The organism is Qipengyuania aquimaris, from assembly GCF_020171965.1.
GTDB lineage: Bacteria > Pseudomonadota > Alphaproteobacteria > Sphingomonadales > Sphingomonadaceae > Qipengyuania > Qipengyuania aquimaris_A.
On record NZ_JAIUZK010000001.1, the window covers coordinates 407,341 to 433,734 of the forward strand.

Here is a 26,394-nt window from a genome sequence, read left to right on the forward strand (position 1 = left end):
CTTGGGTAACGGCCCCCTGGACCAGAAGCAGCTTGGGGAAGCACATTTGTCCGACCGCAGCCTTCTCGACCCTCCGCCGCCGGGCCTGAGGGCGCGGTTCAAGCCGGGTTTCGGTCAACGCGCGCTCCTGACGATAGATACCGAGGAAGAGTTCGACTGGTCGAAGCCCTTCACGCCCAGTGGTCACAAGGTCGACCACCTCATGAGGATCGGCAAGTTCCAGGAATTCTGTGAAGGCATGGGCGTGGTCCCGGTCTACCTCGTGGATTGGCCCGTCGTCAGTTCCGCCCTGGCGAAAGAGGTGTTTCCTCCGCTGGTGGCGAACGGTCGCGCCGAAATCGGCGTCCAGCTGCATCCCTGGGTCAACCCGCCCCAGCGCGAAACGGTCAACGCTCGCAACAGCTATGCGGGGAACCTGCCTCCCGATCTCGAGCGGGAAAAATTCGACAATCTGGTGGACGCGATCGAGCAGAATTTGGGGGTCTCTCCGCTGATATATCGTGCCGGGCGGTACGGTGTCGGGCCGGAAACGGCGACCATCCTGAAAGGGCGTGGTATCGCTATCGACACCTCCGTTCGTCCGCATCATGACTATTCCGACGATGGCGGTCCCGATTTCACCCGACATCCCGACTATCCATATTGGACGGACGAGCAGCGCAACCTGCTCGAGATCCCGCTGACGACGTGCTATTGGGGAATGCTGCGAAAGCAGGGCGCGATGCTTCAGCCGCTCATTCGCAAGTTTCCCGGCCTTGGAGGAGCTTTGGCCAAGACCGGCATGCTTGAACGCATCCCGCTCACTCCTGAAGGCACAACAAGCGAAGAAGCGATCCGATGCATCGATATCGCGCTCGATGATGGCTTCGAACTGCTTGTGATTAGCTTGCACAGCCCGTCCCTGGTGCCCGGCCACACGCCCTATGTGCGCTCCGAAGACGATCTGGACGCGCTTTATGGCTGGTTGCGTGCCGTTTATGGCTATTTCTCCCTGCGCGGTGTCAAACCGACAAGCGTCGGTGAAATCATGCACCAGGTTGAGGTTTGAGCGCTTGCGCTTGACGAATGGCGCGTCTAGGCGGCGCATTCGTCTGACCACAGATGACAGGGGCCTGTAGCTCAGTTGGTTAGAGCTGGCCGCTCATAACGGCTAGGTCGCGGGTTCGAGTCCTGCCGGGCCCACCAGTGGTTTGTGTCGTCAGTCGGGATTGCCAGTGTCGGGGAGTAGCGCAGCCTGGTAGCGCATCTGTTTTGGGAACAGAGGGTCGCAGGTTCGAATCCTGTCTCCCCGACCAGCAATCCAGTTCAACGCAGGAGGAAAGCCGGATGACCGCCGCCCGACCTGCACCTATCGACAAGCGCGCAATCTGGGTGATCGCCCTACCTGCCATGGTCACCAATGTGGCCACGGCTCTGATCGGCATCGGCGATATGTGGATCGTCGGGCAATTGGGCGACGCGCCGACGCAGGGCGCAGTCGATGTCGGCGCGCGGCTGTTTGCGGTACTCTTCACCGTGATGAACTTCCTCAAGACCGGAACCACGGGGCTGGTCGCACAGGAAGGCACGCGGGCGGGCAAGGACGCGCAGGTTGCCATGCTGGTACGCGGTCTCGCCGTGGGTCTGGTCATTGCCGCCATCCTGCTGATCGCGAAGCCCGTCTTACTGCCCGCCGCGCTAGGCCTGTTGGGGGCCTCGGGCGAAGTGCTCGAAGCTGCGCAGGTCTATGCCGAGATACGCTATTGGTCCGCCCCTGCAGTCATGGCGAACCTGGCCCTCATCGGTTTCATGGTTGGTCGCCGACAGATGACCGCGGTTCTGATATTCGAAGTCACCTATAATCTCACGAACATCGCGCTCGGCCTCTGGTTCGTGCTCGGCCTCGACTGGGGCATTGCGGGTATCGGCTGGTCGAGCCTGATTGCGGAATATGCGAAGCTGGTCGCGGTGGGCGTGTTCCTGGCCCGTGGCGATTTCCTGGCCCGGCTGAAAAATTGCCTGAAGGAACAGGGCACTTTGGGATGGAGCGCGCTCAAACCGTTCCTCTCGGTGAACAGGGACCTGTTCCTGCGCACCGTGGTACTGACAATTGCCCTTGCTGCGCTGACCCGCTTGTCGGCTGAACGCGGCGCAGTCGTACTCGCCGCCAATGGCATTCTCTACCAGATGTTCATTTTCACCGCCCTCCTTCTCGACGGCTTCGAGAATGCAGCACAAGTGCTCAACGGGGAACGAGTAGGAGCACGGGATCGCAAAGGCTTCAGCGCCTATGTCGGTGCCATCCTTCTCAGAGGCATTGCCGCTGCTGCACTGGTTGCGGCGTTGTTCGCCCTGTTTGCCGACCCCGTCCTGGCAAGTTTCGCCGCGACTACGGCGGTAGAGGACGTGGCGCAGGACCTCGGGATTTGGCTGATCATCATCCCCTTTGCAGGGGTCGCCAGCTTCGTGCTGGACGGAATATACGTAGGCGCGAGTTGGACAAGGGCGCTGCTTCTCACAATGATGGGCGCAGCGGCGATTTTCGCGCTCTCCCTATGGCTGACATGGCCACTGGAATCGCATGGCTTGTGGCTGTCCTTCACCCTCTTCCTGATCGCGCGCACCGTCCTGCAACTGGGGGCGATCCCGATGCTGCTGGACCGCGAATTTGGCGGTCCCGGCGAGGATGACTGATTAGGAGTTTGCCGCCTTCGGCCAGCTGGCTTTGGGAGCGACGGAAGCGATGAGGGAAGTCTCACCCGATCTTTCGTCACGAATTGATCGGTTCCGGCCGCCCTGCTTAGCTGCATATAGCGCTGCGTCACTGCGCGCGAAGAGCTTGCCATAGCCCTCGCCTTCGGCGCGCCCTGCAATACCGAAACTCGCGGTTAGGCGATGGTCTTCGGGCATGCCTTCGATGGCGCTGGCGCCGAAGCGATTGCGAACGCGTTCTGCCATTGCGACGGCAGCATTCCCATCACAGTTCCAGGCGAGAATACAGAACTCTTCGCCCCCGATGCGCCCTGCAATATCGGTATCGCGAATTGTATTGCGCACGACCTCGCCAAACCTGGCGATGGCACGGTCACCTGTCTGGTGCCCGTAGATGTCGTTCACGGCCTTGAAGTGATCGATATCGGCCACGACCAGCGATACCGGGACGCCTTCCTGCTTGGCCCGTTCGAGATAAGCGATCGCGTCCTGTTCGAAGGCCCGGCGCGTACGCAAGCCGGTGAGAAGGTCGAGTTCGGCGCGCTCTCTTACGGCAGCGATCTGGTCGTAGATGCAAGCAGCCACCAGTACCATCGCAGCCAGCAATGAAAGCAGCGCGAGCGACAGGTTGAGCACGGAATAGTAGAGCGACTCACGATAGGCTGCTGCCGGAATGCTGCCTTCGATCAGCAGCGTCAGCAAAGGTCGGATAAGGAATTGAGCGGCCAGCAGCGCCTGCATGCCGATGACGATCTTGTCGATCGTATCGCGGCGATGCGCATTCAGCAGCGACATGACCGCGACCACGTACATGACGCCATAGCCCATGTTCACAATGATGAGCCGTGACGTCAGGTCATCCGAGAGCAGGATAGCAAGTGCCAGCGTTCCTGCCGACAGCGCGTAGATAATCAGCAAGACGCCGAGGTGGGGCGGCTGGTCGACGCGGCGCGCCACGCCCCAAATCCCTGATGCCGTGCTCAGCGTGTAAAAGAACTGGGTGGTGTGGAAGACATAGGGCGATCCGGTGTCGAACAGGTGCGTGACACCGAAACCAATCGCGAAGAAAGCATAGGCTGCGGCAAACGCGAGCACGTAATTGCCCAGCGTCCCGCGCTTCCACAAGAGGAGGAAGCCGACACTGAACATCACCGCCATGGTCGGCGTGATCATCCCGATGATTTGTTCGCGCATCCCCGCCCTGTCTTGTTGAACTTTCGCGTTAGCTCCGAAAGGTTAACCACCCGTTGAGGACTTGCCCAAGATCTCGAATTTACGGGTGTTTACGCCGGGTAGCTATTCTGCGCTATCCCGCACGATCGGTCCGCTGCGATTGGCCAGGATACCGACAACGGCGGTCCAGACAGCCACGTTCTGCCGCAACTGGGCCGGGTCGATCTTGTCCAGCGTATCGTCTGCGGTGTGGTGCAGGTCGAAATAGCGCGTTCCATCCTGCTGGAGGTCGATCAGCGCTCCGCCCTGTTCGCGCACGAGATTGAGATCGGCACCGCCGGTGGCGACAATGCGCGTCGGTGCTACTCCGAAACGCGCGACCGCGCCCGCAAGTTCGCGGTAGAGATCGGGATCGCTCGAAGTAAAGTTGGTCTCGATCCGCCAGATGCGGTCTGCGCCGAAATCGCTTTCGAGCCCGACATAAACCGGCTCGTCGGCATGTGCTTCGGCATAAGCGGCGCTACCCCACAGTCCCGTTTCCTCGGCCCCTGCGAAAAGGACGCGAATGGTGCGCAGGGGCTGTCCCTGCGCAGCGACGTGCTTTGCAGCGGCAGCGATTATCCCGCAACCTGCACCATCGTCGATTGCGCCGGTTCCGAGATCCCAGCTGTCGAGATGGCATGCCAGCAATACCGGCTCGAGCGAAGGGTCGCTGCCGACAATCTCGCCGACGACATTGCCGCTTTTCGTCACGCCAAGGTCGCGCGGAGTAAGGATAAGCTTCATGCGCACCTCGCCCCCACGCGCGAAGAGCCGCTCCATATTATCGGCATCGGGGTTGGACAGCGCACCTGCCGGGATCGGCCGGATGCCTTCTGCAAAAGTCGTCGTTCCGGTGTGCGGAACACGGTGGCTGTCTGTGCCTACCGAGCGGATCACGGTTGCCACTGCGCCCTTGCTCGCCGCCATGGAGGGGGCCATCCAGCGCGCCGGGCCCGCGAACCCGTAGCTAGAGCCGTCCTGCGTCTGGCGCATATCGTGGCTGACAAAGGCGATCTTGTCGTCGAGGCTACCTGCATCCGCTGCCACAAGGTCGGCATAGGTCGGGAAATAGACGACCTCAGCCTCGATCCCCTCTGGTCCAGTCGAGCTTGTGGTCGACAGCGCGGTGATTGCCATGGGCTGCGTTGCCGGGGCGACGACCCAGGCCATCTCCTGTCCGCGCACCCATGTTTCCATCTCGAACGGTTCGTCCGCGATGTTGGAAAAGCCATTGCGCCGCAGCCAGTCCATCGCCCAGACGCGCCCGCGCGCTTCGGCATCGGTGCCCGGCATGCGCGGACCGACTTCGGTGGTGATCCCTTCCACGAAATCCCAGGCGATGGTGTCGCCAGCCAATGCTTCATCGGCGCGATCGGCTTGTGCGGGAGTGGCGAGAGTGAGGGCGGCAAGCGCAAGCAGCTGTTTTTTCATGCCGCGCTGCCTAGCAAAAGACACAGGTGTGCCAAGCGCAGACGGCTGTTTGGCTGTTCGTAACCTGGAGGAGCCGCGTTAACTCGTCGACATCTCGTCCCAGAAATCGAGGGCGTTACTGGCGCCGTCGCTGTCGGGATCGAACAGCGCTTCCACGGCATCCGCAAAGCGTCCCACATCGCCCATGTGCGCCCGGGCGGCAGTCGCGTCGGAATAGCGCTGCCACGCCGGTTCGCTCTGCGCCAGGGCCAGCATGGCGCGGGCGATCCCTTCGACCGATTGCGGCTCGACGACGTAACCGGTGACGCCATTGCGGACCATGGCGTCGCGCGCGCCGACAGGGGTCGAGACGATGGCCGGAACCCCGAAAGCCGCCGCTTCATTGACCACCAGGCCCCACTGTTCCTCGGTACTGACAAGGCATAGCGCCAGCGCTCCTGCCATCTGGCGAGAGACTTCCTCGGCGCGCAAAAAGCCGGTGAACTCGACCCCCTCTCCCGCCTGTTCGCGCAAAACTGTGCCCAGCTCACCGTCCCCAGCCAGCACCAGCCTGCGCGCGGCTGGCCCTGCCAGTTCGCGATAGCGCGCGTAGCCTGCGAGCAGCACGGGCAGGTTCTTCTTCTCCACGAAGCGACCGACATAGAGGAAATGGCGATCCGCCCACTTTGCGTCGGCGCCAGCGCCTTGCGTGCGGATCCGCTCGATGCCCACGCTGTCGTATCCGGGAAGGATCGGCTTGTCGCCAAAGCCAAGGAAGCGCAGGTATTCGCGCTGGCGCAGCCCGCCGACGATTGCGGCGCGATAACAGGACAGCAGCCTCGCCTTGGCCTGCTCGCGCGGCAAGCTGCGTGGAAAATCGTCGAACTTGCTTTCGGTCATCATCACGCAGCGCGTGCCGGCGGCTTTCAGGCGCCAGGAAAGAGCGATGATGTCGCGCTCCGAATAGGGTACGCCGATGCACACCATATCCGCTTCGCCGACCAGCTTCATGGCGGCCCGGTAGCGGGCGAGATGGCCGACGTCGTCATAGGACCTGCCAGGGAAGAGCGTGACATGCCGCGCGTGCTCGAAACCCGTTGCAGGCTCCCACGCGTAAGTTCGGCTGGTGGTCGCGTATTCGACCGCGATAACTTCCGCCCGCCCGGCCAGCCTGCGGGCAGCGGCTTCGACCCGGTCGACATGGAACGCGCCATATTGCGCGAAGAGGATCGCCACTTGCGGCAAGGCCGGACTGTCTGCGCGCGCGTCGGTCATCACGGTCCTTTCGCTATGCCAGGCGCGGGACGATTGCCAGACCCGGCTTGCCCCCGGCCACAGCTATGACTATCTGGCGCACAACTTCCCGTTCCGAACAGATCAGACCCAAGGATTCGCCCGATGGCCGCGCAGTACGCCTTCGTAATGAAGGACATGACCAAGACTTTCCCCGGTGCCCAGAAGCCGGTGCTCAGCAATATCAACTTGCAGTTCTACCAGGGTGCCAAGATCGGCATCGTGGGTCCGAACGGCGCGGGTAAGTCCACGCTGATCAAGATCATGGCCGGCATCGACACCGATTTCACCGGCGAGGCATGGCCGGGCGAGAACATCACCGTCGGCTATCTGGAACAGGAGCCGGAACTCGACGAGAGCAAGACCGTGCTCGAAAACGTCAAGGACGGCGCGCGCGAAATCGCCGACATGGTCGAACGCTTCAATGCGATCGGCATGGAAATGGCGGAAGAAGACGCCGATTTCGACGCGCTCAGCACCGAAATGGCCGAACTGCAGGACAAGATCGACGCGGTCGACGGCTGGACGCTGGACAACCAGCTCGAAGTCGCAATGGAAGCGCTGCGCTGCCCTCCGGGCGACTGGCCCGTCACCGATCTTTCGGGTGGTGAGAAGCGCCGCGTCGCCCTTACCCGCCTGCTGATCCAGAAGCCCTCCATCCTGCTGCTGGACGAACCGACCAACCACCTCGACGCAGAGAGCGTCCAGTGGCTTGAAAACCACCTCAAGGAATATGCGGGTGCGGTGCTGATGATCACCCACGATCGCTACTTCCTCGACAATGTGGTGGAGTGGATCCTCGAGCTCGACCGTGGTTCCTACTATCCGTACGAAGGCAACTACTCGACCTATCTCGAGAAGAAGGCCAAGCGCCTCGAGCAGGAAAGCCGCGAGGAAAGCGGTCGCCAGAAGGCCCTTTCGCGCGAACTCGAATGGATCAGGCAGACGCCCTCCGCGCGCCAGACCAAATCGAAAGCCCGTGTCCGCAAGTTCGAACAGCTCCAGGAAGAGCAGCAGAACCGCAAGCCGGGCAAGGCACAGATCGTGATCCAAGTGCCGGAGCGTCTCGGCGGCAAGGTGATCGAGGCCAAGAACATCTCCAAGGCTTACGGCGACAAGCTGCTGTTCGAAAACCTCTCCTTCATGCTACCCCCGGGTGGCATCGTCGGCGTGATCGGTCCGAACGGCGCCGGTAAATCAACGCTGTTCAAGATCCTGACCGGCAAGGAAGAGCCCGATAGCGGCACGGTGGAAATCGGTTCGACCGTCCACCTCGGCTATGTCGACCAGAGCCGCGATCACCTGAACCCGAAGAACAACGTCTGGGAAGAGATTTCGGACGGCCTCGACTACATGAAGGTCAACGGTCACGACACCTCGACCCGGGCCTATGTCGGGGCATTCAACTTCAAGGGCGCGGACCAGCAGAAGAACGTCGGCAAGCTGTCGGGCGGTGAACGCAACCGCGTGCACATGGCTAAGATGCTGAAGGAGGGCGGCAACGTCCTGCTGCTGGACGAACCGACCAACGACCTCGACGTGGAAACGCTTGGTGCATTGGAAGAGGCGATCGAGAACTTCGCCGGCTGCGCCGTGGTAATATCGCACGACCGCTTCTTCCTCGACCGTCTGGCAACCCACATCCTCGCTTTCGAAGGCAACAGCCACGTCGAATGGTTCGAGGGCAACTTCGAAGCTTACGAAGAAGACAAGCGTCGTCGCCTCGGTGATGCGGCGGACCGCCCCAGCCGGGTAAGCTACAAGAAGCTGACACGTTAAGCTTGGCGAAACAGTCGATCGGCCAGACGGCCTTCTAGGGGGGTAATCTTGAACCGATCGACTGCAAACCGGACCGAGACTTTCGTCTGGCCGCTGGCCTACAGCCTGGCCTGGCTCATTTGCGCATACATCGCGCTCAAGCTGACGCAGGGTGAAGACGGCATTGCGGCCGTTTGGCCGTCGAGCGGTATCTTCGTGGCATCGCTGCTGCACTTGCGCGGTCAAGGCCGCGTCGCGGTGACGATCGGCGTCGGGATCGCAAGCCTCGTGGCGAACTACATTACAGGCGTGTCGCTGCTCGCGTGTTTTGGCTACACGGTGGCCAACCTGGCAGAAGGCTGGCTCGTCTTCTACCTGATGGGCGGAGAGAACAGCCGCGGCAAACTGCTTGCGCGGCCGCTCAACCTTCTCCGCTTTGCCGGGTCCGCGATTATCGTGAGCATTCTGAGCGCAGGGGTTGCAGGCATCCTCAGCGCCAATTTCGCATTCGAGTTCCTGGTGTCTTGGGCGACCACAGTCGGCCTCGGCATGCTGATCGTTGCCCCGTTCATCCTCTTCCTTGTGCAAAGCGACGAGGGGCGCAGGCGCCTCGCCAGCATACGCACGGTCTGGGCGCTGATGCTGGTTGCTGTCGCTTCGCTGGTTGCTTTCGGGCAATCCGAAGTGCCGCTGCTGTTCCTGCCGGTGCTCGCCATTTCGATCGCAACGGCCGCCCTCGGCCTGAGCGGCGCCGCGCTGTCCCTGCTCGTCGTGGCGGTTATCGGGTCGATCCTGACGGTTTACGACCTTGGTCCGGTCAGTGGCTATTTCGAACTGCAGGGCCAGAAGGTGCTGTTCCTGCAGGTTTACTTCCTCGGCCTGCTGGTCTCGGCGCTGCCGGTCGCACTCATGCTTACCCAGCGCCAGAACGATCTCGTCAATCTTTCGAGAAGCAACCGCTTTCTGACCGCCGCGGAAAAAGCCGCCAAGGTTGGACACTGGCGATATGCGCCAGCTGAGGGACCGGTTTACCTCTCTCCCGAAACGCGCAGGATGGTTGGGTCCGATGCCCAGCCCCATACCGTCGCCGATATTGCCGAGCTGTTCCAGGACAGCGATCGCAAACGCGTTTCACACATCTTGGTCCAGGCACTTTCAACCGGCGTGCCCTTCGCATTCGAGGCACGCATTTCCGGCCCTTACGGCGAGGTTTTCGACACCGAATGTCGCGGCGAAGTGGAATGGTCGGACGACCCAGAGAAAATCTCGATATTCGGCACGATGATGGACATCACGGAACGCGCAAACACGATGCGTGCGCTTGCCGATGCGCGTGCCCATGCCGAACGCAAGGCAGAAGAGCACCAGGCCCTTGCGGAGACCGACCATCTCACCGGAATCGCGAACCGGCGCAAGATCCTTGCGGTGCTGGAGAAAACGGTCCTCGACGCCCGCGGCACCGGCGACAAGGTGGCCCTTGCGATTGTCGATGTCGACCATTTCAAGTCGGTCAATGATCGGTTCGGACACGAAGCAGGGGACCGGACGCTGCAAGTGATTGCGAAGGTCCTGTCCGAACGCTTCGACGATGTCGGCGTCGTAGGGCGTTTGGGCGGGGAGGAGTTCCTTGTCGTCGCCCGCGGAGCGAGCGCCAGCGAACTGGACCAGCGCTGCACGGCCTTGCGTGATTTCCTTTGTGCCTATGCTTGGCCGGTCAAGGACCTGAAGGACGTGACGCTCAGCATTGGCATTGCCGAACTGGCCGACGGCTCCAGCGAAACCGAGATCCTCAATGCCGCTGACAAGGCGCTCTATTTCGCGAAGCGCGGAGGCCGCAATCGCTCGGTCGTGTTCGAAGGAAATCTGGTCAGGGTCTGACGCGGCACATCTTGCCGCTTATCATCCGGGCAGGATTTGACTCTGCCCCTTCCCGTTTGACAAAAGCCCCCCCCGAGGCGCCCGACACGCGGGCGCCGTTTCCGACGAATTTCAAGGATATCCATGACTACTCCCAGCAACGGTGACACCGTAACCATCGACTACGTCCTCAAGCGGGGTGACGGACAGGAAGTCGGCAATACCGCCCAGGTCGGCCCCCAGCAGGTCCAGATCGGCAGCGGCCAGATCTTCCCGCAGATCGAAGAAGCGCTGACCGGCATGGAGGTCGGTGACGAAAAGTCGGTCGCCATCCCGTGCGACAAGGCTTTCGGTCCGCGCCGCGATGAACTGGTGATCGACATTCCGCGCGCCAACCTGCCGCCCGAACCGGCTCCGCAGCCGGGAATGCAGCTCAATGCCCAGTCTCCCAACGGCCAGCCGATGACCCTCTTCATTCTGGAAGTTGGCGACGAGAGCGTAAAAGCGGACGGCAATCACCCGCTGGCAGGCGAAGACATCACTTTCGATCTCACCCTGCGCGAAATCCAGCAGGCAGCCTGACGAGCTGATCTAGTCGGGGCTGGCCGGTCGCTCCGCGCGGCGCGAGATCGGCCGCCCCCTCGCCAAATCTCTTGCGGACATCGGTCCTGCTAGGCTGCGCTTGCTAAGGCGTGATCCAGGAGGCTGTATCACGACCGATTAGCGCGCGGCGATGACCCTCGTTGGAGAGCCAGTACCAGTCGGCCTCCTCTACCTTGACCAGCAGGACAGCGAAGTGCTCACGCGCCGGGACGAGTTGCTCATCTGTCGGCTGGATGCCTTCCGCCCAATCGGGGAGCCCGCTTGAAGGCTCGGCGCGCGTCTCGCCGGGAGGTGCGCCAAGGTAACAGCGTCTCGCAAAATTGCTGCTCTCGTTCCACGCCTTGTCTGCCAGCGCAGATTGCGTTTCGATCCGCCCCGTACCGCGCACCCTTATCTGTACCTTCTCCTCCGGATCATAAAACAGCACCGCCATCGGGGCGCCGTCGCCAATAACCGTCGTCTTGGGTGACCGCGCGTCCGTATGAAAGCGCAGATTCCAGTCGTCGCAGTCGAACTCCCTCAGGATCATGATCCGGGCATCGGCATCGTGCGTAACCACGACCGGAGAATGCATCGGAGATTTCCGGCTGGACGCGGCAATGCAGAAGCGGTCGGCAATATCGGCGCGAACCTTGTCGAGATCATCGTACATGATGCTCCCAACGCACGTATCGGCGCTTTGTGTCAAACGTCAATGTTCAGATTCGGCGCCCCCAACATTAACGCAAGCATGACAAGCCGGTTCAGTTTCGCGTCAGGCCGTTCTGATACAAAGCAATACATCGACATTTGAGCCGCGGGTGGTGGAGCGGCTTTTGAGCAAGAAGGAACGCTCCATGACTTTTACGAAGCTGATGAAAGGCAGCGCGCTCGGTGCCCTCGCAATTGCGATGGCGACCGCGGTGGTTCCGGCCCAGGCCGAAGCCGCAACCGCAGTCGACCAACAACGCGCTGAACGCGACCGGGGCGACCGACAGGAACGCCGCGACAATCGCCGCCAGGAACGCCGCAGCGAACGTCGCCAGGAAAGGCGTAGCGAGCGCCGTGAAGCACGCAACGACCGGGGCAGCGAACGCCGCGAGGCGCGTGCGCAGGTCCGCCGTGAAGCACCGCGCCGCCAGGCACGCCCGCAGCAACGCGCAGAACGTCCGCAACCGGTTGCTCGCAACCAGGAGCGCCGGGGCCGCGATTGGAACCGCTCGGACCGTCGCTCGGACACCGCGCAAGTGCGCTCGGGCCGCGATTGGAACCGCAGCGAACGCCGCGACGCCAACCGCACTTTCCGTCGCGAGGACGTGCGTGACGCACGCCGGGCGGACCGTCGTGCAGATCGCCGTGAAGAGCGGCGCGCGGACCGCCGGGCCGATCGTCGCGAAGATCGCCGCATCGACCGTCGTCAGGATCGCCGTGAAGACCGCCGCGCGGATCGCCGGGAAAATTACCGTGACGCCTATCGTGAAGGTCGTCGGGACGAACGCCGCAGGGACAATCGCGAAGATCGCCGCATTCGTCGTGACGCCTACCGCGACGGTTATCGGGACGCGCGCCGCGGTGATCGCCACGAACGTCGCAAGCGGCACTGGGACGGACGCCGCTGGCATCACTACAACACGTGGAACCGCTACGACTGGCGGAACAACCACCGCTACAACTGGCACGACTACCGCAAGCGGTATCGCAGCATCTATCGCCTTGGCCGCTACTACGCACCCTATCGCGATTACCGCTATCGCCGCCTGAGCATCGGTTTCTACATCGGAGACCTGTTCTTCGGCAGCCGCTACTGGATCAACGATCCCTGGCGTTATCGCCTGCCGGAAGTCTACGGCCCCTATCGCTGGGTCCGGTATTACGACGACGTGCTGCTGGTCGACACCTACAGCGGCGAAGTGGTCGACGTGATCTACGACTTCTTCTGGTAAGCCTTCAGGCTCCTGCCCGAAGGGAAGAGAGTGGCCTTTCGGGCACGATACCCCCGCCGAGCGATCGGCGGGGGTTTTTCGTGTCAGCCGGGTACCTTGCCGAAGGGGAGCATCCGGAAGATGCCACCGTTCTTGTCGAAGAACGTGTGCTTCAGTCCGCCCAGAATGTGCAGGCCGATCAGGTAAATCATCACCGATCCACCAGTCGCGTGGAGATTGAAGATCGCCTTGCCTGCTTCCGGGTTCTCTCCAACCGGCAGCGCGGGAAGCGTAAATATCCCGAACACGTCGACGCCGCTCCCGAAATAGGAGCTTCCCAGCCAGCCGCCGATCGGCAGTCCGATCAGCATGACGTAGAAAATGATATGCGTGGTGCGAGCAAGGATACGCTCCCAGGTCGCAACGCCGTCGAGGGCCGGAACCGGATGCGTGAATCGCCAGACCAGCCTTGCGAGGCTGAGAATCAGGATCACGATGCCCAAGGCCTTGTGATTGGCGAAGATCGCGGCTTTTTCCGCATCGCCCGCATGCTCGGCCGCTTCCGCCAGCCTCCAGTTCACGATAACCGCTATTGCGATGACCCAGTGAAAGAGCATTGCGACCAGCGAGTAACGCTTGGCATTCTTGGTGGCCATTTCCATCCGGCTTCTCCCCTCAATCGGTGCGCGAAACTATAGGTTTGCCATTGAAGCACAAGATGCCATCTTGCGAGCCGCGCGGTGATCGCTAACAATCGCAGCGATGACAAAGACAGCGACAATTCCCGACCAGGATGCCCTGAAACGTATAGGTGCGAAGGTGCGCCAGCGCCTCGAGGCGGATCCGGAAATCTACAAGGTTCCCACGGACAAGGCAGAGATTTTCGCCGTGCCGAACTTCCTCTCACCCGAGGAGTGCCGCCGCTTCATCACCATGATCGACGTGGTCGCAAGGCCGAGCGAACTTCACGAGACGGCCTATATCGAGAAGTTCCGCACATCCTATTCGGGCAATTTCGACCCGCGCGATCCCTTCGTCAAAGGCATCTCGCGCCGCATCGACGACCTTCTCGGCATGAACTCGATCACCGGCGAAGCGATCCAGGGCCAGCGCTACCTGCCGGGCCAGGAGTTCAAGCCGCACAACGACTGGTTCTATACCGACCAGGAATACTGGAAGCTGGAACGCAAGCGCGGTGGCCAAAGGTGCTGGACCGCTATGGCCTTCCTCAACAAGGTCGAAGAGGGCGGACACACCCACTTTACCGAAGTCGGTGCATCGATCGAACCCAAGCCCGGCGTCCTACTGGTGTGGAACAACGCCACGCCGGCAGGCGAGCCCAACGAGGGCACGATGCATGCCGGAACGCCGGTCATCAAAGGCGCCAAATACGTGCTGACCAAGTGGTACCGCACACGTAAGCACGTCTGAGGCGTCAGCCGCGCGCCAGCGCCTCTGCGATCAGCTTGCGGCTGTTCTCGATCCCGTAAAGCGCGATGAAGCTGCCCATGCGCGGCCCTTGGTCGCTGCCGAGCAGTGTCTGGTACAGCGCCTTGAACCAGTCACGCAGGTTCTCGAAGCCGTACTCCTCGCGCTTGCCGATTTCGTAGACCTGCGTCTGCAAATCCTCTGCGCTGGCATCGGCCGACGCTTCTGCAAGGTAGGCATCGAGCGCACGCAACGCCTCGGCCTCGTTCGCGGCAGGCGCGCGCTTCGACAGGGTCGGCACGATGTAGTCGCGCGTATAGGCGACCGCAGTCCCGATCAGCACGTCGAGCTCCGGCGTAATCCGCTCGGACCCGATATAGCTGGCGAGATAGTCACGCAGCGCTTCCTCGCTCGCCTCCGCCCCAAGCACGCTGGCGAGGTTGAGCAGCAGGCCGTAGGTCACCGGCAGGCTGTCGCCCGCTCCCGGAGCCTCGCTGCCCTCGAACCCGCCATTGGCGCGCGCAAGGTGCCACACAGGATTGCCGAGCTGCTTGTCGAGCTCCTGCTCCGCCAGCCGCTCGCGGAACTGCCAGTAATCGTCGACCGCACGCGGTATCACGCCGACGTGCAGCTGCTTGGCGCTCTTGGGATTGGGGAAGATGTAGAAGCCGAGGCTCTCTTCGCTGCCGTATTGCAGCCATTCCTCGATCGAGAGGCCATTGCCCTTGGACTTGGAGATCTTCTCGCCGTTCTGGTCGAGGAACATCTCGTAGATGAGGCCCTCCGGCTTGCGCCCGCCGAGAACCTTCACGATCTTGCCGGACTGGATGCCGCTGTCGGTCAGGTCCTTGCCATACATCTCGTAGTCGACGCCGAGCGCATACCAGCGCATCGCCCAGTCGACCTTCCACTGCAGCTTAGACATGCCGCCGAGCGCGGATTGCTGCACCACGGTGCCGTCCTCGTCGGTAAAGCGGATGGTGCCCGCCTCGGGATCGACCACCTCGACCGGCACCTGCAACACGCGGCCCGTGCTCGGCGAGATCGGCAGGATCGGCGAATAGGTCTTGCGCCGCTCTTCGCGCAGTGTCGGCAGCATGATGTCGAGGATGTCCTGGTTCTTGCGCAGGACCTGCCGCAGCGCCTCGTCGAAGCGGCCGGAGTTATACATATCGTTCGCGGCGATGAACTCGTACTGGAAACCGAAACGGTCCAGGAATTCGCGCAGCTTGGCGTTGTTGTGTGCGGCAAAACTCTCGTGCCCCTTCTCGAACGGGTCGGGCACGCGCGAAAGCGGCAGGTGCAAGTTCGCTTCGAGCAGTGCCTGGTTGGGCACATTGTCGGGTACCTTGCGCAGCCCGTCCATGTCGTCGGAAAAGGCGACGAGGCGCGTCTTGCCGTCTTCGGGCTTGGCGCCGATCATCGCCTCGAAGGCGCGGCGCACCAGCGTGGTGCGCAGCACTTCCTGGAACGTGCCGATATGCGGCAGGCCGCTGGGGCCATAGCCGGTCTCGAATAGCACGGGGCTGCCATCGGGCTTGGTGCCGTCGGGATAGCGTTTGAGCAGCCGCTGCGCCTCCTGGAACGGCCAGGCCTTGGACACACGTGCGGCGGTGATCAGATCGTTCATGCTCATGGCAATCCCTCTTGCCGCTCGCCGTTCCTGTTGCAAGTGCGAAGTGTTGGAACGCGCCCCGCCAGGTCCGACAGAGTGGAACACATGGAACACGGTCCTGGGAAAGAAAACCCACGGTGCGGACCATGGCCGATCGTGATGCGGATTTCGGTCGGTGGCGAGGCGCGTTCCATAGGCAGAACAATAAGTCGACGGTTCGCTGTAGGACAGGCTGCGCGGCTGAGACTTTAAGAACGACGGCTTCGGCAATGAGGCTACCAATTGATGGTATCGATCTTTAAAGTAGATCCAAGAGTATTTTACAGAGCACTACTCAGTCGATCACCCTATTAAGTAATTAGAAAATTATTCTAGTTAACATGGGTGCATGAAGGCGCTGCGAACCCGATCGGGCTTCTGGTCCAAAAAGCTCAGCGAAGCTTCCGAGTGCGAGGTTGACCGCGCGCACCGCCTGATGACCTACGCGGAAGAATTCGAAGATCGCTGGTACTGGGAAACAGATACCGAAGGCCGTCTCACATATCTTTCTGCCAACGTTTCCGAACAGATCGAAATGTTCGGCATCAAGACAGTAGGCGAACCGATCGCTAATGTATTCAGTCTCGATCAGAGCGAGTTCGAACTAACCAGGTCACTTAAATTCCATATCGTATCGCGCACGGCATTCTCGAATTATCCGGTGCGCGGCATCAAGAGCCTGAGCGAAAGCTGGTGGTCGATGTCAGGCCGTCCCTGGTTCGATTCAGAGGGTCGGTTTGCAGGCTTCGTAGGTTCGGGAACCGATCTAACGAAAACACGCAAGCAGGAAGCCACGATCAGACGGCTTGCGGTCACCGATAGCCTCACCGGGCTTGCGAACCGCCAGCGCATGCAGGACCATCTCGATACGCTGATAAAGCTGTCGCGGAACAAGGAACCCGATTGCGCCCTGATCATGCTCGATCTCGACGGCTTCAAGAACGTCAACGACACGCTGGGCCACCCTGTCGGCGACGCCTTGTTAATACAAGTAGCCCAGAGACTGGCCGAGGTAACCGGCGAAACAGGCGTTGTCGGACGGCTCGGAGGCGACGAGTTCCAGATCCTGATACCCAGCGATGCGGACGTCGAAACCCTGTCTACCTTGGCCGCCGGGATTATCGCGGGGGTCTCTTCGCCCTACAGCATCGACGGTTCCACGATCACGGTTAGCTGTTCTGTCGGCATCGCACTCGCCGACAAGCAATCCGACGCCGAGACCCTCGTCAGGAACGCCGACATCGCGCTGTACGCCGCCAAGGACGGTGGCAGGGCGACCTATCGTTTCTTCGAGGCCGAAATGCTGGCCAAGGCCAAGTGGCGCAAGGAATTGGAGGATGAACTGCGCACGGCCCTCGCGACCGATCAATTGTTCCTGGTCTTTCAGCCGGTCGTAACGACGGATACCGAGAAGCTTGCCGGTTTCGAGGCCTTGCTGCGATGGTCGCATCCGACAAGGGGCTTCATCGGTCCGGCGGAATTCATCCCCGTTGCCGAAGACAGCGGCCTGATCCAGCAAATCGGAGACTGGGTCCTGCGCACAGCCATCAATACTCTGGCGACATTGCCTCAGGATTTGAGGATCGCCGTCAACGTATCACCCATCCAGTTTTCCAATCCTGCCCTGCTGTCCATCCTCGCCAACGCCCTTGCTGAGAGCCAGATCGACCCCTCGCGCCTCGAACTGGAGATCACGGAAAGTGTCTTCCTGGAAGACGAAAGCAAGGCGCAGAAAACATTCAGAGCGCTCAAGGGTCTAGGCGTACGTTTGGCACTTGATGATTTCGGGACCGGTTATTCGAGCCTGTCTTATCTCCAGCATACGCCTTTCGATAAGATCAAGATCGACCAGAGCTTTGTACGCGGAGCGGTCGATCCGCGCAGCAGGAACTCTGCGATCATAGAATCGATTGTCGCGCTTTCGAAAGCTCTGGGCATGGAAACCACGGCAGAAGGCGTGGAGCATCAGGACGAGATAGATCTGATCCGGACGCTGGGTTGCAGCCACATCCAGGGATATGTCTATGGCTCGGGTCTGGACCTTGCTGACCTGATGCCCGAACTCCAGGCCGGACTACGCAAGATGGAACCCATCGGGCACAAGTGCAGCCGCAGTCCCCGCACAAACTGCCTGCGGACCGGCAGCATGACAGTCAACGAGGACAGCAAGCCTATACGCATAAGAAACCTTTCGAGTACCGGCGCCCTCATCGATCAGGTCGACTTCACCGAACAGATGATCGGTGTACGGATCATGGTGGAAGTGTTCCCCAACGAAATGCACAAAGCCGAGATCCGTTGGATCGGCGATCAGGAAGCAGGGATCCAGTTCATCGACCCGATTTCCCTCGATGATCTGGACCGCTGACGGCCTCGCCCGTTGGAGGCGCTATTGGTCAGACCTGCACACTAGGCCCGGCGTTGTCAGTCTAGCTGCACCAATGATCGCTCTAGCCCATTGATGACGGCTGAGACACGGTCGGTTGCGTCGAGCTTTTTGAACATTCTCCGCACGTAGGTGACCACGGAGGATTCCGAAATGCCGAGGATGATCGCCATTTCCGGGTTGGTCTTGCCGCGTGCAATCCAGTAGATGATCTCGCTCTCCCTTGGCGAAAGATTGATCTCTGCCGTCTCCTTCCTGCGGATCATCGCACAAATTCGCCGATGACAGGATTGAGCCCGATCGACCATTGGGCGCACGATCGCCTCGTCCTCGAGCGATAGTTCCCGATCGAAATCGATGGAGAAGTAGGAGTTGCGCCCCACAGGGCCGAACAACGGGCAGGCGACACCGTCGATGAAGCCTTTTTCGCGAAACAGGCGGAGAAATTCTCGCTGTTTGTCGGACAGCTCGATCTGCCCGATGATTTGATTCCACGTCATGACGTGGCCCACGTGCATCACGAAATCGGGGATCGGATCGTTTTCCATGATCTGGGGATCACGGTACAATTTCGATAGCCCATCATCATATCCGAAATGATGTACCGAAGATTTCTTGGAGACCTGCGAATTGAATGGTGGTGTGATATGGTAGGAAATCGCTTTCGCACCATGCTCCAGGCAGTATTTTGCCAGGCCTTCCAGTTCGGATGCGACGGTTTCGCCAGGGCGAACAGGGTCCCACTCCACACTCACCAATATCCACCTTCCCTCTGCTTAAACCGGGGGAATCATGACCATCGAGTAACGATCAAGTACGGCCGCTAGGCGCGCTCTCGTCATCACATCAGGCGACATGACAGGAATTTGCAATCAGCTTACCACGGGCCGGTCGGGACTTGAACACACTTCTCCCTTAGATGCCCTGTAAATCCAATAGGTCGCACGCATGGAACCGAGATCAAGAGAACACGCTGATCAGCGTGGCCGAGCGGCCAAGGATATTGCACAAGCTCCTCATCGCTTGCCCCAAGATACCGGGGGGAGACGAAGGATCGATCCAAGGACGCTTTTCGAGAAACTGTCCGGGTTCGGCGACTTGTTCCGGAATTCGCCCTCGGCGACCAGCGATGGTAAGTCACAGCAGCCGCTACCCACCCAAAATTGTACGGCCACCGCTGATTTCCAGCCACTAGCGCTGGACGAATTGACCAGCATAGATATTCGCAAAGACCTCTTCCCCGATGGCGCTTTGCGAAGCATCGGATGGGAAATTCTCGTCGCGCTCTATGCTGGGGAGGATTGCCAGACCCGGTTGGCCGACAGGATGGGCTACTCTCCTCGCAAATGCATGAACGCAGCGTATCTTCGACACCTTCAATGTCTCGAAGCTGCTCGCCTGATCGTAAGCGAAACTGGCGGCGAGGAAAGCGCCGGACCGAAGGCGATACTGACGCCGGAAGCGCGCCAGATAATGGATACATACTTCCATGAACGGATGAAGCGTCTGGCTTTCGACTGACCGAGTGGAGCGGACAGCAAGACCTTCTTGGGAAGAAAAGTATCTGTCGCGTAGAAGCGCCGCTGGGCGCTTGCCCCGCGTTCCGTTTGTGTTCTAACGGCAAGGAGTGAGCGAGCCGCTGCCCCTCCCTGCCCTTCACGCCAGCCATGCCGGAACCTGGCTGCGCGATGCCAACGGCTCCACCCGTGGCTGTTCCAAGGGCGAGGCGGTGATGGCGGCGGCGGATACGCCGCTCCTGATGATGAACGCACCGCTGGTGGCCAGCAGGCTGGGCTATCCCGATCTTTCCGGCCTCGACCTGCTGGAACTGTTCGCTTTCATCCATCCCGCGAAATTCTGCGTTCCCACGCCCAAGGGCCTTGCCGACGCGCTCGGCCTCGAAGAACCGGCAGACGATGCCGATGTGCCGCTGCTGTTGCAGAAGGCGGCTGGTGCCCTTGTGGCCACCTGCGAGAGCGACGACTGGGCCGAGCGGGAAGGCGCATGGTCGACGCTGCAATCCCTCGCCCGCTTGCGCTGGCCATGGGCCAATGTTCTCGCGCACCATGTGCGCAAGCCGGAAAAGGCGGAGAAGTGGCTCTTCACCAAGTTGCCGGAGTGGGAAGAAACCCCCGACCGGCCGCAACCTGCGCAGGTCCTGATCGACGAGCCGGAGATCGAGGCTCAGCTGGAACGCCTGACCGGCGAAGGAGCCGAACGGCGCGAGGGGCAGCGTTTGTTCTCGCGCGGTGCGGGTCACGTTTTCGGGCCGCGCGACAGGCAGAAGCGTCCCCATGTGCTGCTGGCCCAGGCGGGCACCGGGATCGGCAAGACTCTGGGCTATCTTGCCCCGGCATCGCTGTGGGCGGAACGTTCCGGCGGCACGGTTTGGGTCAGCACCTATACCAAGAACCTCCAGCGCCAGCTGCGCCGTGAGAGCGCGCGCGCGTGGCCGGCAGCCCGACCCGATGGTTCTCCGCCGGTGGTCGTGCGCAAAGGGCGTGAGAATTACCTTTGCCTGCTCAACCTCGAAGACGCGTTGCAAGGAGGCTTCACCGGACGGCCCGCAATCCTGGCGCAGCTGGTGGCGCGCTGGGCCGCGTATACCCAGGACGGTGACATGATCGGCGGGGACCTGCCCGGCTGGCTCGGCACGCTGTTCCGGAAGCGCGGGATTGCGGCGCTAACCGACCAGCGCGGCGAATGCGTCTATGCGGGCTGCCCCCATTACCGGAAGTGCTTCATCGAACGTAGCGCGCGCAATGCCGCGCAGGCTGATCTCGTAATCGCCAACCACGCTCTCGTAATGGTCAATGCCGCACGCGGGCGCGATATCGCCAGCCGCCCGACCCGCATTGTGTTCGACGAGGGACACCATGTCTTCGACGCTGCCGATTCCACCTTCTCCGCCGCACTGACGGGTCAGGAAGCCATCGAGCTGCGCCGCTGGATCATCGGTCCCGAACGCAATTCGCGCGGAAGGCGACGCGGCCTTGCCGCTCGCCTAGCCGATGTGGCGAGCTATGACGATGCAGGGGGCGAAGCGGTGGAAGCTGCGGTCGAGGCTGCGCAGGCCCTCCCCTCCGAAGGCTGGCTGGGACGACTTGCGGAAGGAACGCCCTTCGGTCCGGTCGAAGCCCTGCTCGCACAGGTCCGGGCGACCACCTATGCGCGCGATGAGAGCGGGCAGGAGGCAGGCTACGGTATCGAGACCGAGACTGCACAGCTCCCCGGCGAACTGGTCGAAGCTGCGGGCACCGCCGCGCAAGCCCTCGCCGCCATTCGCACACCGTTACTGAAACTCGCCGGAAGACTGGAGGCGGTGCTGGAGGACGCGCCCGACTGGCTCGACGGACAGGGCCGCGCGCGGATCGAGGGGGCGCGCCATTCGCTCGCCTGGCGCATCGACCTGATCGCCGCGTGGGAGGCCTTGTTATCGCGCCTCGGCGGCCCTGCAGATCCCGATTTCGTGGACTGGCTGGCCGTCGATCGCAACGATGCGCGCGAATTCGACGTCGGGCTCTACCGCCACTGGCTCGATCCGATGAAGCCCTTTGCCCATACCGTGCTGGAGCCTGCGCATGGCGTCATGCTCACCAGCGCAACCCTGACCGACCGCGACGAGACCGGCGCGGACTGGCCGCATGCGATCGCCAAGAGCGGCGCGCCGCATCTCGAACTGATGCCGAAGACCGCGCAATCGGACAGCCCTTTCGATTACGCGTCACGTGCCGAAGTCCTGATCGTCACCGATATCAAGCGCGGCGACATCCCTGCCCTTGCCGGAGCCTATGCCAGGCTGATCGAGGCGAGTGACGGCGGTGTGCTCGGCCTTTTCACCGCGATACGGCGGATGCGCGCGGTCTACGGCCGGATTGCCGACCGCCTGGCGCGCGCGGGCCTGCCGCTCTATGCACAGCACGTCGATCCGATCGACACGGGCACGCTCACCGACATTTTCCGCGACGATCCGCGTGCCAGCCTGCTCGGCACCGACGCCTTGCGCGACGGGGTCGACGTGCCGGGAGAATCGCTGCGCTGCGTGGTCATGGAAGCCGTCCCCTGGCCCCGCCCGACAATCCTCCACCGTGCCCGCCGGGCGGCGGCATCCGAGCAGGAAGGCGGTGCAAAACGCTATGACGACCGCATCATCCGCGCGCGGCTGGCCCAGGCGTTCGGCCGTCTGATCCGCAGCCGCGACGATGCAGGACATTTCGTCGTCCTGTCCTCCGCCTTCCCCAGCAGATTGCTGTCGGCCTTCCCCGACGGCACGCCTGTCATGCGCGTGACACTCGACGAGGCTTTACAGCGGGTGGCGAACGGTGTTGGAGAGGTTGGGAACACCCCAGCGGAGAAACAAGAATCGTGAAGATCCTCGGCCTTTTGCGTCACGCCAAGTCCGACTGGGGGCAAAGCGACAAGCGCGATTTCGATCGGGGTCTGAATGAGCGAGGGCTCAAGGGGGCGCGGTTGATCGGGGAGCATATCCGCGACCACGGGGTGAAATGGGACCGGCTGGTCGCCAGCCCCGCCGAACGCGTCAAACTCACGCTGCAAGAAGCCGCCATCGGCCCGGAGCCCGAATGGGACCGCCGTCTCTACCTCGCCTCCACCGAAACGATCTGCGAAGTGGCGAGCGAAATGGGCGGCGATTCCGACACGTTGCTGCTGGCCGGGCATAATCCGGGCTTCGGCGACATGGTTTTCGAACTGGTCGCCCCGAAGAACGAGAACGACCTGTTCGACGAAGCCAAGGTCAAATTCCCCACCGCAGCCTTCGCTGTATTCGAACTCGATATCGACGACTGGTCGGACCTGTCAGAGGGCTGCGGCAAGCTGGTCCACTTCGCCCGCCCCCGCGATCTCGATGCCGATCTCGGCCCGGAATATTAGCGGACAGCAATGATGGTGAGAGCAAGGCGGACGTCTTTGGGGATTTCACAAAATCACAGCTGACGCCGCATCAGGATGTCCCGCTGTACATCACTACCTATTCTAAACTCGTGCTCGCCGAAGGCTTCGAAACCCTGCCGCATGTAGAACTCGATAGCTTTGGGATTTTCTTCCCATACGCCGAGCCAAATTGCATCCGCACCAAGGGCATTGGCCTCTTCAAGGGCGTGCTGGAACAGCGCCTTTCCTAGGCCCGATCCCTGCACATCCGCATCTACGTAAATTCGCTCGATCTCCAGTGTCCTACCGTCGACCTTCTCGGTTTGCGCTCCGGCCCGATTAGTTTTCAGGTATCCAACGATCTCTCCGTCGACCTTGGCGAAAAAGAAGCTGGTTTCCGGATCATTTAGTTCGCGCGAGAGCTGCTCTTGAGCAAATGCCTTCTCCAGATAGGCTTCGAATTCCTTTGGATCGTTGCTGGAGGCGAATGTCTGCCTGAAGGTCTTTTCGCCGATCGCCGCAATAGCGGACAGCTCACCGGGCTGGACTGGTTCTATCGAGCTGATTGCCATCCACGATTTCTACCGGCCCCATCATCTGACGGTCAAGTCAATGCGCGCAATCCTCCCGTGAAGCGACAGACCTGTCCTTATCGCAGCACGAGCGGGCCCTTGCCGCTCTCGCCCCATTTGTCGTCAGCATTGTAGAGCGCACACTTCTTTAGGCTCAGACACCCGCAGCCGATACAGCCGTCGAGGCTGTCGCGCATCTTTTCGAGCGAGGCGATCTGGTCTTCGATGCGTTTGTGGATAGAGCCGCTGATGCGCTTCCAGTCGGCGGCGTTGGGCGTGCGTCCTTGCGGCAAGCCTGCGAGCGCCTCCTCGATCTCCGCCAGTGACAGCCCCAATCGCTGGGCGATCAGGATGAAGCTCAACCGCCGGATATCGCCGCGCAGGAAGCGGCGCTGGTTGCCGCTGGTGCGCAGCGCTTCGACCAGCCCGCGCTCTTCGTAGAACCGGATTGCTGACACGGAAAGGCCGGTCCGGCGGGCCAGTTCGCCAATGGGAAGGAGGTCGTTCGCTTTCATCGATCACAGCGATAGCAAAAACGAAGCTTGACCTCAACTTAGCTTGAGGTTGCATTGAGTGTGCATCGCATTTGCGGACCATCCCGGTGCCGCATCGAACACAAGGAATCTAGCGATGCCAAAAGGACGTCTCGAACACGCCAATATTTCCGTCACCGATCCCGATCGCAGTGCCGCCCTGCTCAAGGACCTGCTCGGCTGGCACGAACGCTGGAGTGGGCCTTCCATGGGCAACGGCCGCACGATACATGTCGGCGGCGAGGACAATTACGTTTCGCTTTACACCAGCGAGGCTGTTGCCGGCGATTATCGCAAGGGCCAGCCGCTCAACCACATCGCCTTCATGGTCGACGATCTCGATGCGGCGGAGGCCGTCGTCGTGAGGCACGGTCTAGAACCCTTTAGCCACGGGAAATACGATCCCGGCCCGCGTACCTTCTACTTCTTCGACTGGGACGGGATCGAGTTCGAGGTGGTCAGCTATGAATGAGATCGTCCCGCGCCGTCCGCTCTTCCAATCGGGTCGCAGGAAACCACGGCAAGCCGCCGGGAAACCGGCCGAAAAGCCGCACTTCCCTCCCCGCCCGCTTCCTGTATGAAAAGCGGGCGGCCGGGGAGCGCCGCGACAAGGGGAATCTGACAATGAAGCCTGTCCTGCTGGCCGCAGCCGCAATCGTGTCCCTCACCGCCTCGCCCGCGCTTGCGGAAACGGTGGTGGTGACGGCAGACCGGATGCTCGATGTGGAGACCGGACGCTATCTCGCCGATCCGGTCGTGACCGTGGTCGATGGCAAGGTTGCCAGTGTGCAGTCGGGTGTCACGCTTCCCGAAGGCACAAAGCATATCGATCTGGCCGGCCACACGCTGCTGCCCGGCCTCATCGACATGCACGTCCACCTCGATGGCCGTCCCGAATACGGCGGTTATTCCGGGCTGCAGTTCACCGACCGGTTCTGGACCGCGGTCGGCGTCGCGAATGCCCGCACCATGCTGGAAATCGGTTTCACTACCGTACGCAATGTCGGCGACGACGATTACAACGTGATCGGTATCGACCAGGCGATCGAGGAAGGCTGGATCATCGGTCCGCGCATCGTCGTCGCCAACCATTCGCTCGGCGCGACGGGCGGGCATTGCGACGAGACTTTCCTGCCCCCCAGCTTCGAGGCGAAGAGCCCCGCGGTGGGCGACAGCCCCGACGAACTACGCAAGCGCGTGCGGGAGCAGCGCAAATACGGCGCCGAAGTCATCAAGGCCTGCGCCACGGGAGGCGTCTTTAGTCGCAATACCGCGCCCGGCATCCAGCAGCTGACGCTGGAAGAGCTCACCGCAATTGCAGACGAGGCGCATTTCTGGGGTTTGAAGGCAGCGGCCCATGCCCACGGTGCACCCGGGATCAAGGCCGCTATCCGGGCGGGCTTCGATACCATCGAACACGCCAGCTATGCCGACGATGAAGCCATCCGTCTCGCCAAGGAGCATGGCACCTTCTTCTCGATGGATATCTTCAACACCGAATACACCCTCTCACAGGGCGCCGCGAATGGCGTGCTGGAAGAAAACATCGCCAAGGAACGCGCACTCAGCCAGGCTCAGCGCGACAATTTCCGCCGCGCGCACAAAGCAGGCGTGAAGATGGTCTTTGCCAGCGATGCCGCCGTCATGCCGCATGAACTGGTCGGCGGTCAGTTCCGCGTCATGGTCGAATACGGCATGACCCCGCTCGAAGCTATCCGGGCCGCCACGGTCACTGCTGCAGAGGCGCTCGGTCAGGAAGGCGAAGTCGGCGTGATCAAGCCCGGCGCCTGGGGCGACATGATCGCCGTAAGCGGAGATCCGCTGGCCGATGTCGGCGAACTCGCCGACGTCGATGCCGTGATCAAGGGTGGTGTGCTGGTCGAATAGCGGGCGCCGCATGGAAGCCCGATAACGAACCCAGCGGCACGTCTTCGAACCGGACGAGCCAGCGCTTGGCCATCTTCGCCAGCGGCATCGGGTTGAGGTAGTGCCGCTTGCACCGCCCGTCCCGCTCGCTCGCGACCAGCTCGGCACTTTCCAGCACGGCAAGGTGCTTGGCCACAGCCTGCCGGGTCATCGGCAGGTCTTCGCTCAATTCCGAAAGAGTCAGCCCTCCCTGCTCGCTCAACCTGTCGAGCAGGAGGCGGCGTGTAGGGTCCGACAAGGCGACGAAGGTATCCGTCATGCGAGGAAGGCTAGG

At 61.6% G+C, this 26,394-nt stretch carries 23 protein-coding genes and 2 tRNA genes; 15 read left to right on the forward strand and 10 right to left on the reverse strand.

Annotated elements, in window-relative coordinates; all coding sequences use genetic code 11:
* The first annotated feature begins 1 nt into the window (after position 1).
* The 4 genes from LCM24_RS02040 to LCM24_RS02055 all read left to right on the forward strand — a co-directional run bounded on the left by LCM24_RS02040 (position 2) and on the right by LCM24_RS02055 (position 2,673).
* Positions 2 to 1,048: a polysaccharide deacetylase family protein gene (locus tag LCM24_RS02040; protein WP_224802534.1), complete on the forward strand. Its 1,047-nt coding sequence runs from the start codon at positions 2 to 4 to the stop codon at positions 1,046 to 1,048.
* Positions 1,049 to 1,108: 60 nt separating this feature from the next.
* Positions 1,109 to 1,185: transfer RNA gene (locus LCM24_RS02045), tRNA-Ile, on the forward strand.
* A gap of 33 nt (positions 1,186 to 1,218) precedes the next feature.
* Positions 1,219 to 1,295, forward strand: a tRNA-Pro gene (locus LCM24_RS02050).
* A gap of 31 nt (positions 1,296 to 1,326) precedes the next feature.
* Complete coding sequence (locus LCM24_RS02055) at positions 1,327 to 2,673, forward strand: MATE family efflux transporter (RefSeq protein WP_224802535.1); 1,347 nt, start codon at positions 1,327 to 1,329, stop codon at positions 2,671 to 2,673.
* On the opposite strand, the gene LCM24_RS02060 is transcribed toward LCM24_RS02055, so the two are convergent.
* The 3 genes from LCM24_RS02060 to LCM24_RS02070 form a co-directional block, all read right to left on the reverse strand.
* Positions 2,674 to 3,885 carry a GGDEF domain-containing protein gene (locus LCM24_RS02060; protein ID WP_224802536.1) on the reverse strand — a complete coding sequence of 404 codons (1,212 nt, stop codon included), beginning with the start codon at positions 3,883 to 3,885 and terminating at the stop codon, positions 2,674 to 2,676.
* 102 nt (positions 3,886 to 3,987) lie between these two features.
* Positions 3,988 to 5,337, reverse strand: a complete 1,350-nt coding sequence (locus tag LCM24_RS02065) for a M20/M25/M40 family metallo-hydrolase (protein ID WP_224802537.1) — start codon at positions 5,335 to 5,337, stop codon at positions 3,988 to 3,990.
* 78 nt (positions 5,338 to 5,415) lie between these two features.
* Positions 5,416 to 6,591 carry a glycosyltransferase family 4 protein gene (locus tag LCM24_RS02070; RefSeq protein WP_224802538.1) on the reverse strand — a complete coding sequence of 392 codons (1,176 nt, stop codon included), beginning with the start codon at positions 6,589 to 6,591 and terminating at the stop codon, positions 5,416 to 5,418.
* 123 nt (positions 6,592 to 6,714) lie between these two features.
* Here LCM24_RS02070 and ettA point away from each other — a divergent pair, with 123 nt between their 5' ends.
* From ettA to LCM24_RS02085, 3 genes are all read left to right on the forward strand, one after another.
* On the forward strand, positions 6,715 to 8,388 hold the full coding sequence (gene ettA, locus LCM24_RS02075; RefSeq protein ID WP_224802539.1) for an energy-dependent translational throttle protein EttA: 1,674 nt from the start codon (positions 6,715 to 6,717) through the stop codon (positions 8,386 to 8,388).
* Between the two features lie 48 nt (positions 8,389 to 8,436).
* Complete coding sequence (locus LCM24_RS02080; RefSeq protein WP_224802540.1) at positions 8,437 to 10,245, forward strand: sensor domain-containing diguanylate cyclase; 1,809 nt, start codon at positions 8,437 to 8,439, stop codon at positions 10,243 to 10,245.
* 123 nt (positions 10,246 to 10,368) lie between these two features.
* Positions 10,369 to 10,806, forward strand: a complete 438-nt coding sequence (locus tag LCM24_RS02085) for an FKBP-type peptidyl-prolyl cis-trans isomerase (RefSeq protein WP_224802541.1) — start codon at positions 10,369 to 10,371, stop codon at positions 10,804 to 10,806.
* Between the two features lie 103 nt (positions 10,807 to 10,909).
* On the opposite strand, the gene LCM24_RS02090 is transcribed toward LCM24_RS02085, so the two are convergent.
* The gene (locus tag LCM24_RS02090; protein WP_224802542.1) at positions 10,910 to 11,479 is read right to left on the reverse strand and encodes a flavin-binding protein; all 570 of its coding nucleotides are present in this window, start codon (positions 11,477 to 11,479) and stop codon (positions 10,910 to 10,912) included.
* A 184-nt stretch (positions 11,480 to 11,663) separates the two neighbouring features.
* Here LCM24_RS02090 and LCM24_RS02095 point away from each other — a divergent pair, with 184 nt between their 5' ends.
* On the forward strand, positions 11,664 to 12,749 hold the full coding sequence (locus tag LCM24_RS02095; protein ID WP_224802543.1) for an RcnB family protein: 1,086 nt from the start codon (positions 11,664 to 11,666) through the stop codon (positions 12,747 to 12,749).
* A gap of 83 nt (positions 12,750 to 12,832) precedes the next feature.
* Here LCM24_RS02095 and LCM24_RS02100 read toward each other — a convergent pair whose 3' ends face one another.
* On the reverse strand, positions 12,833 to 13,384 hold the full coding sequence (locus LCM24_RS02100) for a cytochrome b (RefSeq protein ID WP_224802544.1): 552 nt from the start codon (positions 13,382 to 13,384) through the stop codon (positions 12,833 to 12,835).
* Positions 13,385 to 13,490: 106 nt separating this feature from the next.
* Here LCM24_RS02100 and LCM24_RS02105 point away from each other — a divergent pair, with 106 nt between their 5' ends.
* Entirely contained in the window at positions 13,491 to 14,159 is a 669-nt protein-coding gene (locus LCM24_RS02105; protein ID WP_224802545.1) for a prolyl hydroxylase family protein, read from the forward strand.
* A gap of 4 nt (positions 14,160 to 14,163) precedes the next feature.
* Here LCM24_RS02105 and LCM24_RS02110 read toward each other — a convergent pair whose 3' ends face one another.
* On the reverse strand, positions 14,164 to 15,792 hold the full coding sequence (locus tag LCM24_RS02110) for a lysine--tRNA ligase (protein ID WP_224802546.1): 1,629 nt from the start codon (positions 15,790 to 15,792) through the stop codon (positions 14,164 to 14,166).
* Between the two features lie 454 nt (positions 15,793 to 16,246).
* Here LCM24_RS02110 and LCM24_RS02115 point away from each other — a divergent pair, with 454 nt between their 5' ends.
* Entirely contained in the window at positions 16,247 to 18,178 is a 1,932-nt protein-coding gene (locus LCM24_RS02115; protein ID WP_224802547.1) for a putative bifunctional diguanylate cyclase/phosphodiesterase, read from the forward strand.
* A 56-nt stretch (positions 18,179 to 18,234) separates the two neighbouring features.
* Here LCM24_RS02115 and LCM24_RS02120 read toward each other — a convergent pair whose 3' ends face one another.
* The gene (locus LCM24_RS02120) at positions 18,235 to 18,951 is read right to left on the reverse strand and encodes a helix-turn-helix transcriptional regulator (protein ID WP_224803442.1); all 717 of its coding nucleotides are present in this window, start codon (positions 18,949 to 18,951) and stop codon (positions 18,235 to 18,237) included.
* A gap of 595 nt (positions 18,952 to 19,546) precedes the next feature.
* On the opposite strand from LCM24_RS02120, the gene LCM24_RS02125 reads away from it, so the two are divergent.
* The 3 genes from LCM24_RS02125 (at position 19,547) to LCM24_RS02135 (ending at position 23,089) form a co-directional block, all read left to right on the forward strand.
* On the forward strand, positions 19,547 to 19,717 hold the full coding sequence (locus LCM24_RS02125; protein WP_224802548.1) for a hypothetical protein: 171 nt from the start codon (positions 19,547 to 19,549) through the stop codon (positions 19,715 to 19,717).
* A 106-nt stretch (positions 19,718 to 19,823) separates the two neighbouring features.
* Positions 19,824 to 22,565: an ATP-dependent DNA helicase gene (locus LCM24_RS02130; protein ID WP_224802549.1), complete on the forward strand. Its 2,742-nt coding sequence runs from the start codon at positions 19,824 to 19,826 to the stop codon at positions 22,563 to 22,565.
* Entirely contained in the window at positions 22,562 to 23,089 is a 528-nt protein-coding gene (locus tag LCM24_RS02135; protein WP_224802550.1) for a SixA phosphatase family protein, read from the forward strand. The genes LCM24_RS02130 and LCM24_RS02135 overlap by 4 nt, the downstream gene beginning before the upstream one ends.
* Before the next feature lie 53 nt (positions 23,090 to 23,142).
* Here LCM24_RS02135 and LCM24_RS02140 read toward each other — a convergent pair whose 3' ends face one another.
* Entirely contained in the window at positions 23,143 to 23,661 is a 519-nt protein-coding gene (locus LCM24_RS02140) for a GNAT family N-acetyltransferase (RefSeq protein WP_224802551.1), read from the reverse strand.
* 77 nt (positions 23,662 to 23,738) lie between these two features.
* Entirely contained in the window at positions 23,739 to 24,176 is a 438-nt protein-coding gene (gene soxR / locus LCM24_RS02145) for a redox-sensitive transcriptional activator SoxR (protein ID WP_224802552.1), read from the reverse strand.
* Between the two features lie 115 nt (positions 24,177 to 24,291).
* Between soxR and LCM24_RS02150 the strand changes: the two genes are divergently transcribed.
* Together LCM24_RS02150 and LCM24_RS02155 are read left to right on the forward strand one after the other, a co-directional pair.
* Positions 24,292 to 24,666, forward strand: a complete 375-nt coding sequence (locus LCM24_RS02150; protein WP_224802553.1) for a VOC family protein — start codon at positions 24,292 to 24,294, stop codon at positions 24,664 to 24,666.
* Between the two features lie 152 nt (positions 24,667 to 24,818).
* Positions 24,819 to 26,081, forward strand: a complete 1,263-nt coding sequence (locus LCM24_RS02155) for a metal-dependent hydrolase family protein (protein WP_224802554.1) — start codon at positions 24,819 to 24,821, stop codon at positions 26,079 to 26,081.
* Here the strand turns inward: LCM24_RS02155 and LCM24_RS02160 are convergent.
* A complete protein-coding gene (locus LCM24_RS02160; protein WP_090481156.1) occupies positions 26,056 to 26,379 on the reverse strand; it encodes an ArsR/SmtB family transcription factor in 324 nt (107 codons plus the stop codon). The genes LCM24_RS02155 and LCM24_RS02160 overlap by 26 nt on opposite strands.
* Between the last annotated feature and the right edge of the window lie 15 nt (positions 26,380 to 26,394).

Excerpts from the sequence above, each read along its gene's own strand:
- LCM24_RS02055 (WP_224802535.1), top strand. The coding sequence starts at position 1,327 with ATGACCGCCGCCCGACCTGCACCTATCGACAAGCGCGCAATCTGGGTG.
- LCM24_RS02060 (WP_224802536.1), bottom strand. The coding sequence starts at position 3,885 with ATGCGCGAACAAATCATCGGGATGATCACGCCGACCATGGCGGTGATG.
- LCM24_RS02065 (WP_224802537.1), bottom strand. The coding sequence starts at position 5,337 with ATGAAAAAACAGCTGCTTGCGCTTGCCGCCCTCACTCTCGCCACTCCC.
- LCM24_RS02070 (WP_224802538.1), bottom strand. The coding sequence starts at position 6,591 with ATGACCGACGCGCGCGCAGACAGTCCGGCCTTGCCGCAAGTGGCGATC.
- ettA (WP_224802539.1), top strand. The coding sequence starts at position 6,715 with ATGGCCGCGCAGTACGCCTTCGTAATGAAGGACATGACCAAGACTTTC.
- LCM24_RS02085 (WP_224802541.1), top strand. The coding sequence starts at position 10,369 with ATGACTACTCCCAGCAACGGTGACACCGTAACCATCGACTACGTCCTC.
- LCM24_RS02090 (WP_224802542.1), bottom strand. The coding sequence starts at position 11,479 with ATGTACGATGATCTCGACAAGGTTCGCGCCGATATTGCCGACCGCTTC.
- LCM24_RS02095 (WP_224802543.1), top strand. The coding sequence starts at position 11,664 with ATGACTTTTACGAAGCTGATGAAAGGCAGCGCGCTCGGTGCCCTCGCA.
- LCM24_RS02100 (WP_224802544.1), bottom strand. The coding sequence starts at position 13,384 with ATGGCCACCAAGAATGCCAAGCGTTACTCGCTGGTCGCAATGCTCTTT.
- LCM24_RS02105 (WP_224802545.1), top strand. The coding sequence starts at position 13,491 with ATGACAAAGACAGCGACAATTCCCGACCAGGATGCCCTGAAACGTATA.
- LCM24_RS02110 (WP_224802546.1), bottom strand. The coding sequence starts at position 15,792 with ATGAGCATGAACGATCTGATCACCGCCGCACGTGTGTCCAAGGCCTGG.
- LCM24_RS02115 (WP_224802547.1), top strand. The coding sequence starts at position 16,247 with ATGACCTACGCGGAAGAATTCGAAGATCGCTGGTACTGGGAAACAGAT.
- LCM24_RS02125 (WP_224802548.1), top strand. The coding sequence starts at position 19,547 with ATGAACGCAGCGTATCTTCGACACCTTCAATGTCTCGAAGCTGCTCGC.
- LCM24_RS02140 (WP_224802551.1), bottom strand. The coding sequence starts at position 23,661 with ATGGCAATCAGCTCGATAGAACCAGTCCAGCCCGGTGAGCTGTCCGCT.
- soxR (WP_224802552.1), bottom strand. The coding sequence starts at position 24,176 with ATGAAAGCGAACGACCTCCTTCCCATTGGCGAACTGGCCCGCCGGACC.
- LCM24_RS02150 (WP_224802553.1), top strand. The coding sequence starts at position 24,292 with ATGCCAAAAGGACGTCTCGAACACGCCAATATTTCCGTCACCGATCCC.
- LCM24_RS02155 (WP_224802554.1), top strand. The coding sequence starts at position 24,819 with ATGAAGCCTGTCCTGCTGGCCGCAGCCGCAATCGTGTCCCTCACCGCC.
- LCM24_RS02160 (WP_090481156.1), bottom strand. The coding sequence starts at position 26,379 with ATGACGGATACCTTCGTCGCCTTGTCGGACCCTACACGCCGCCTCCTG.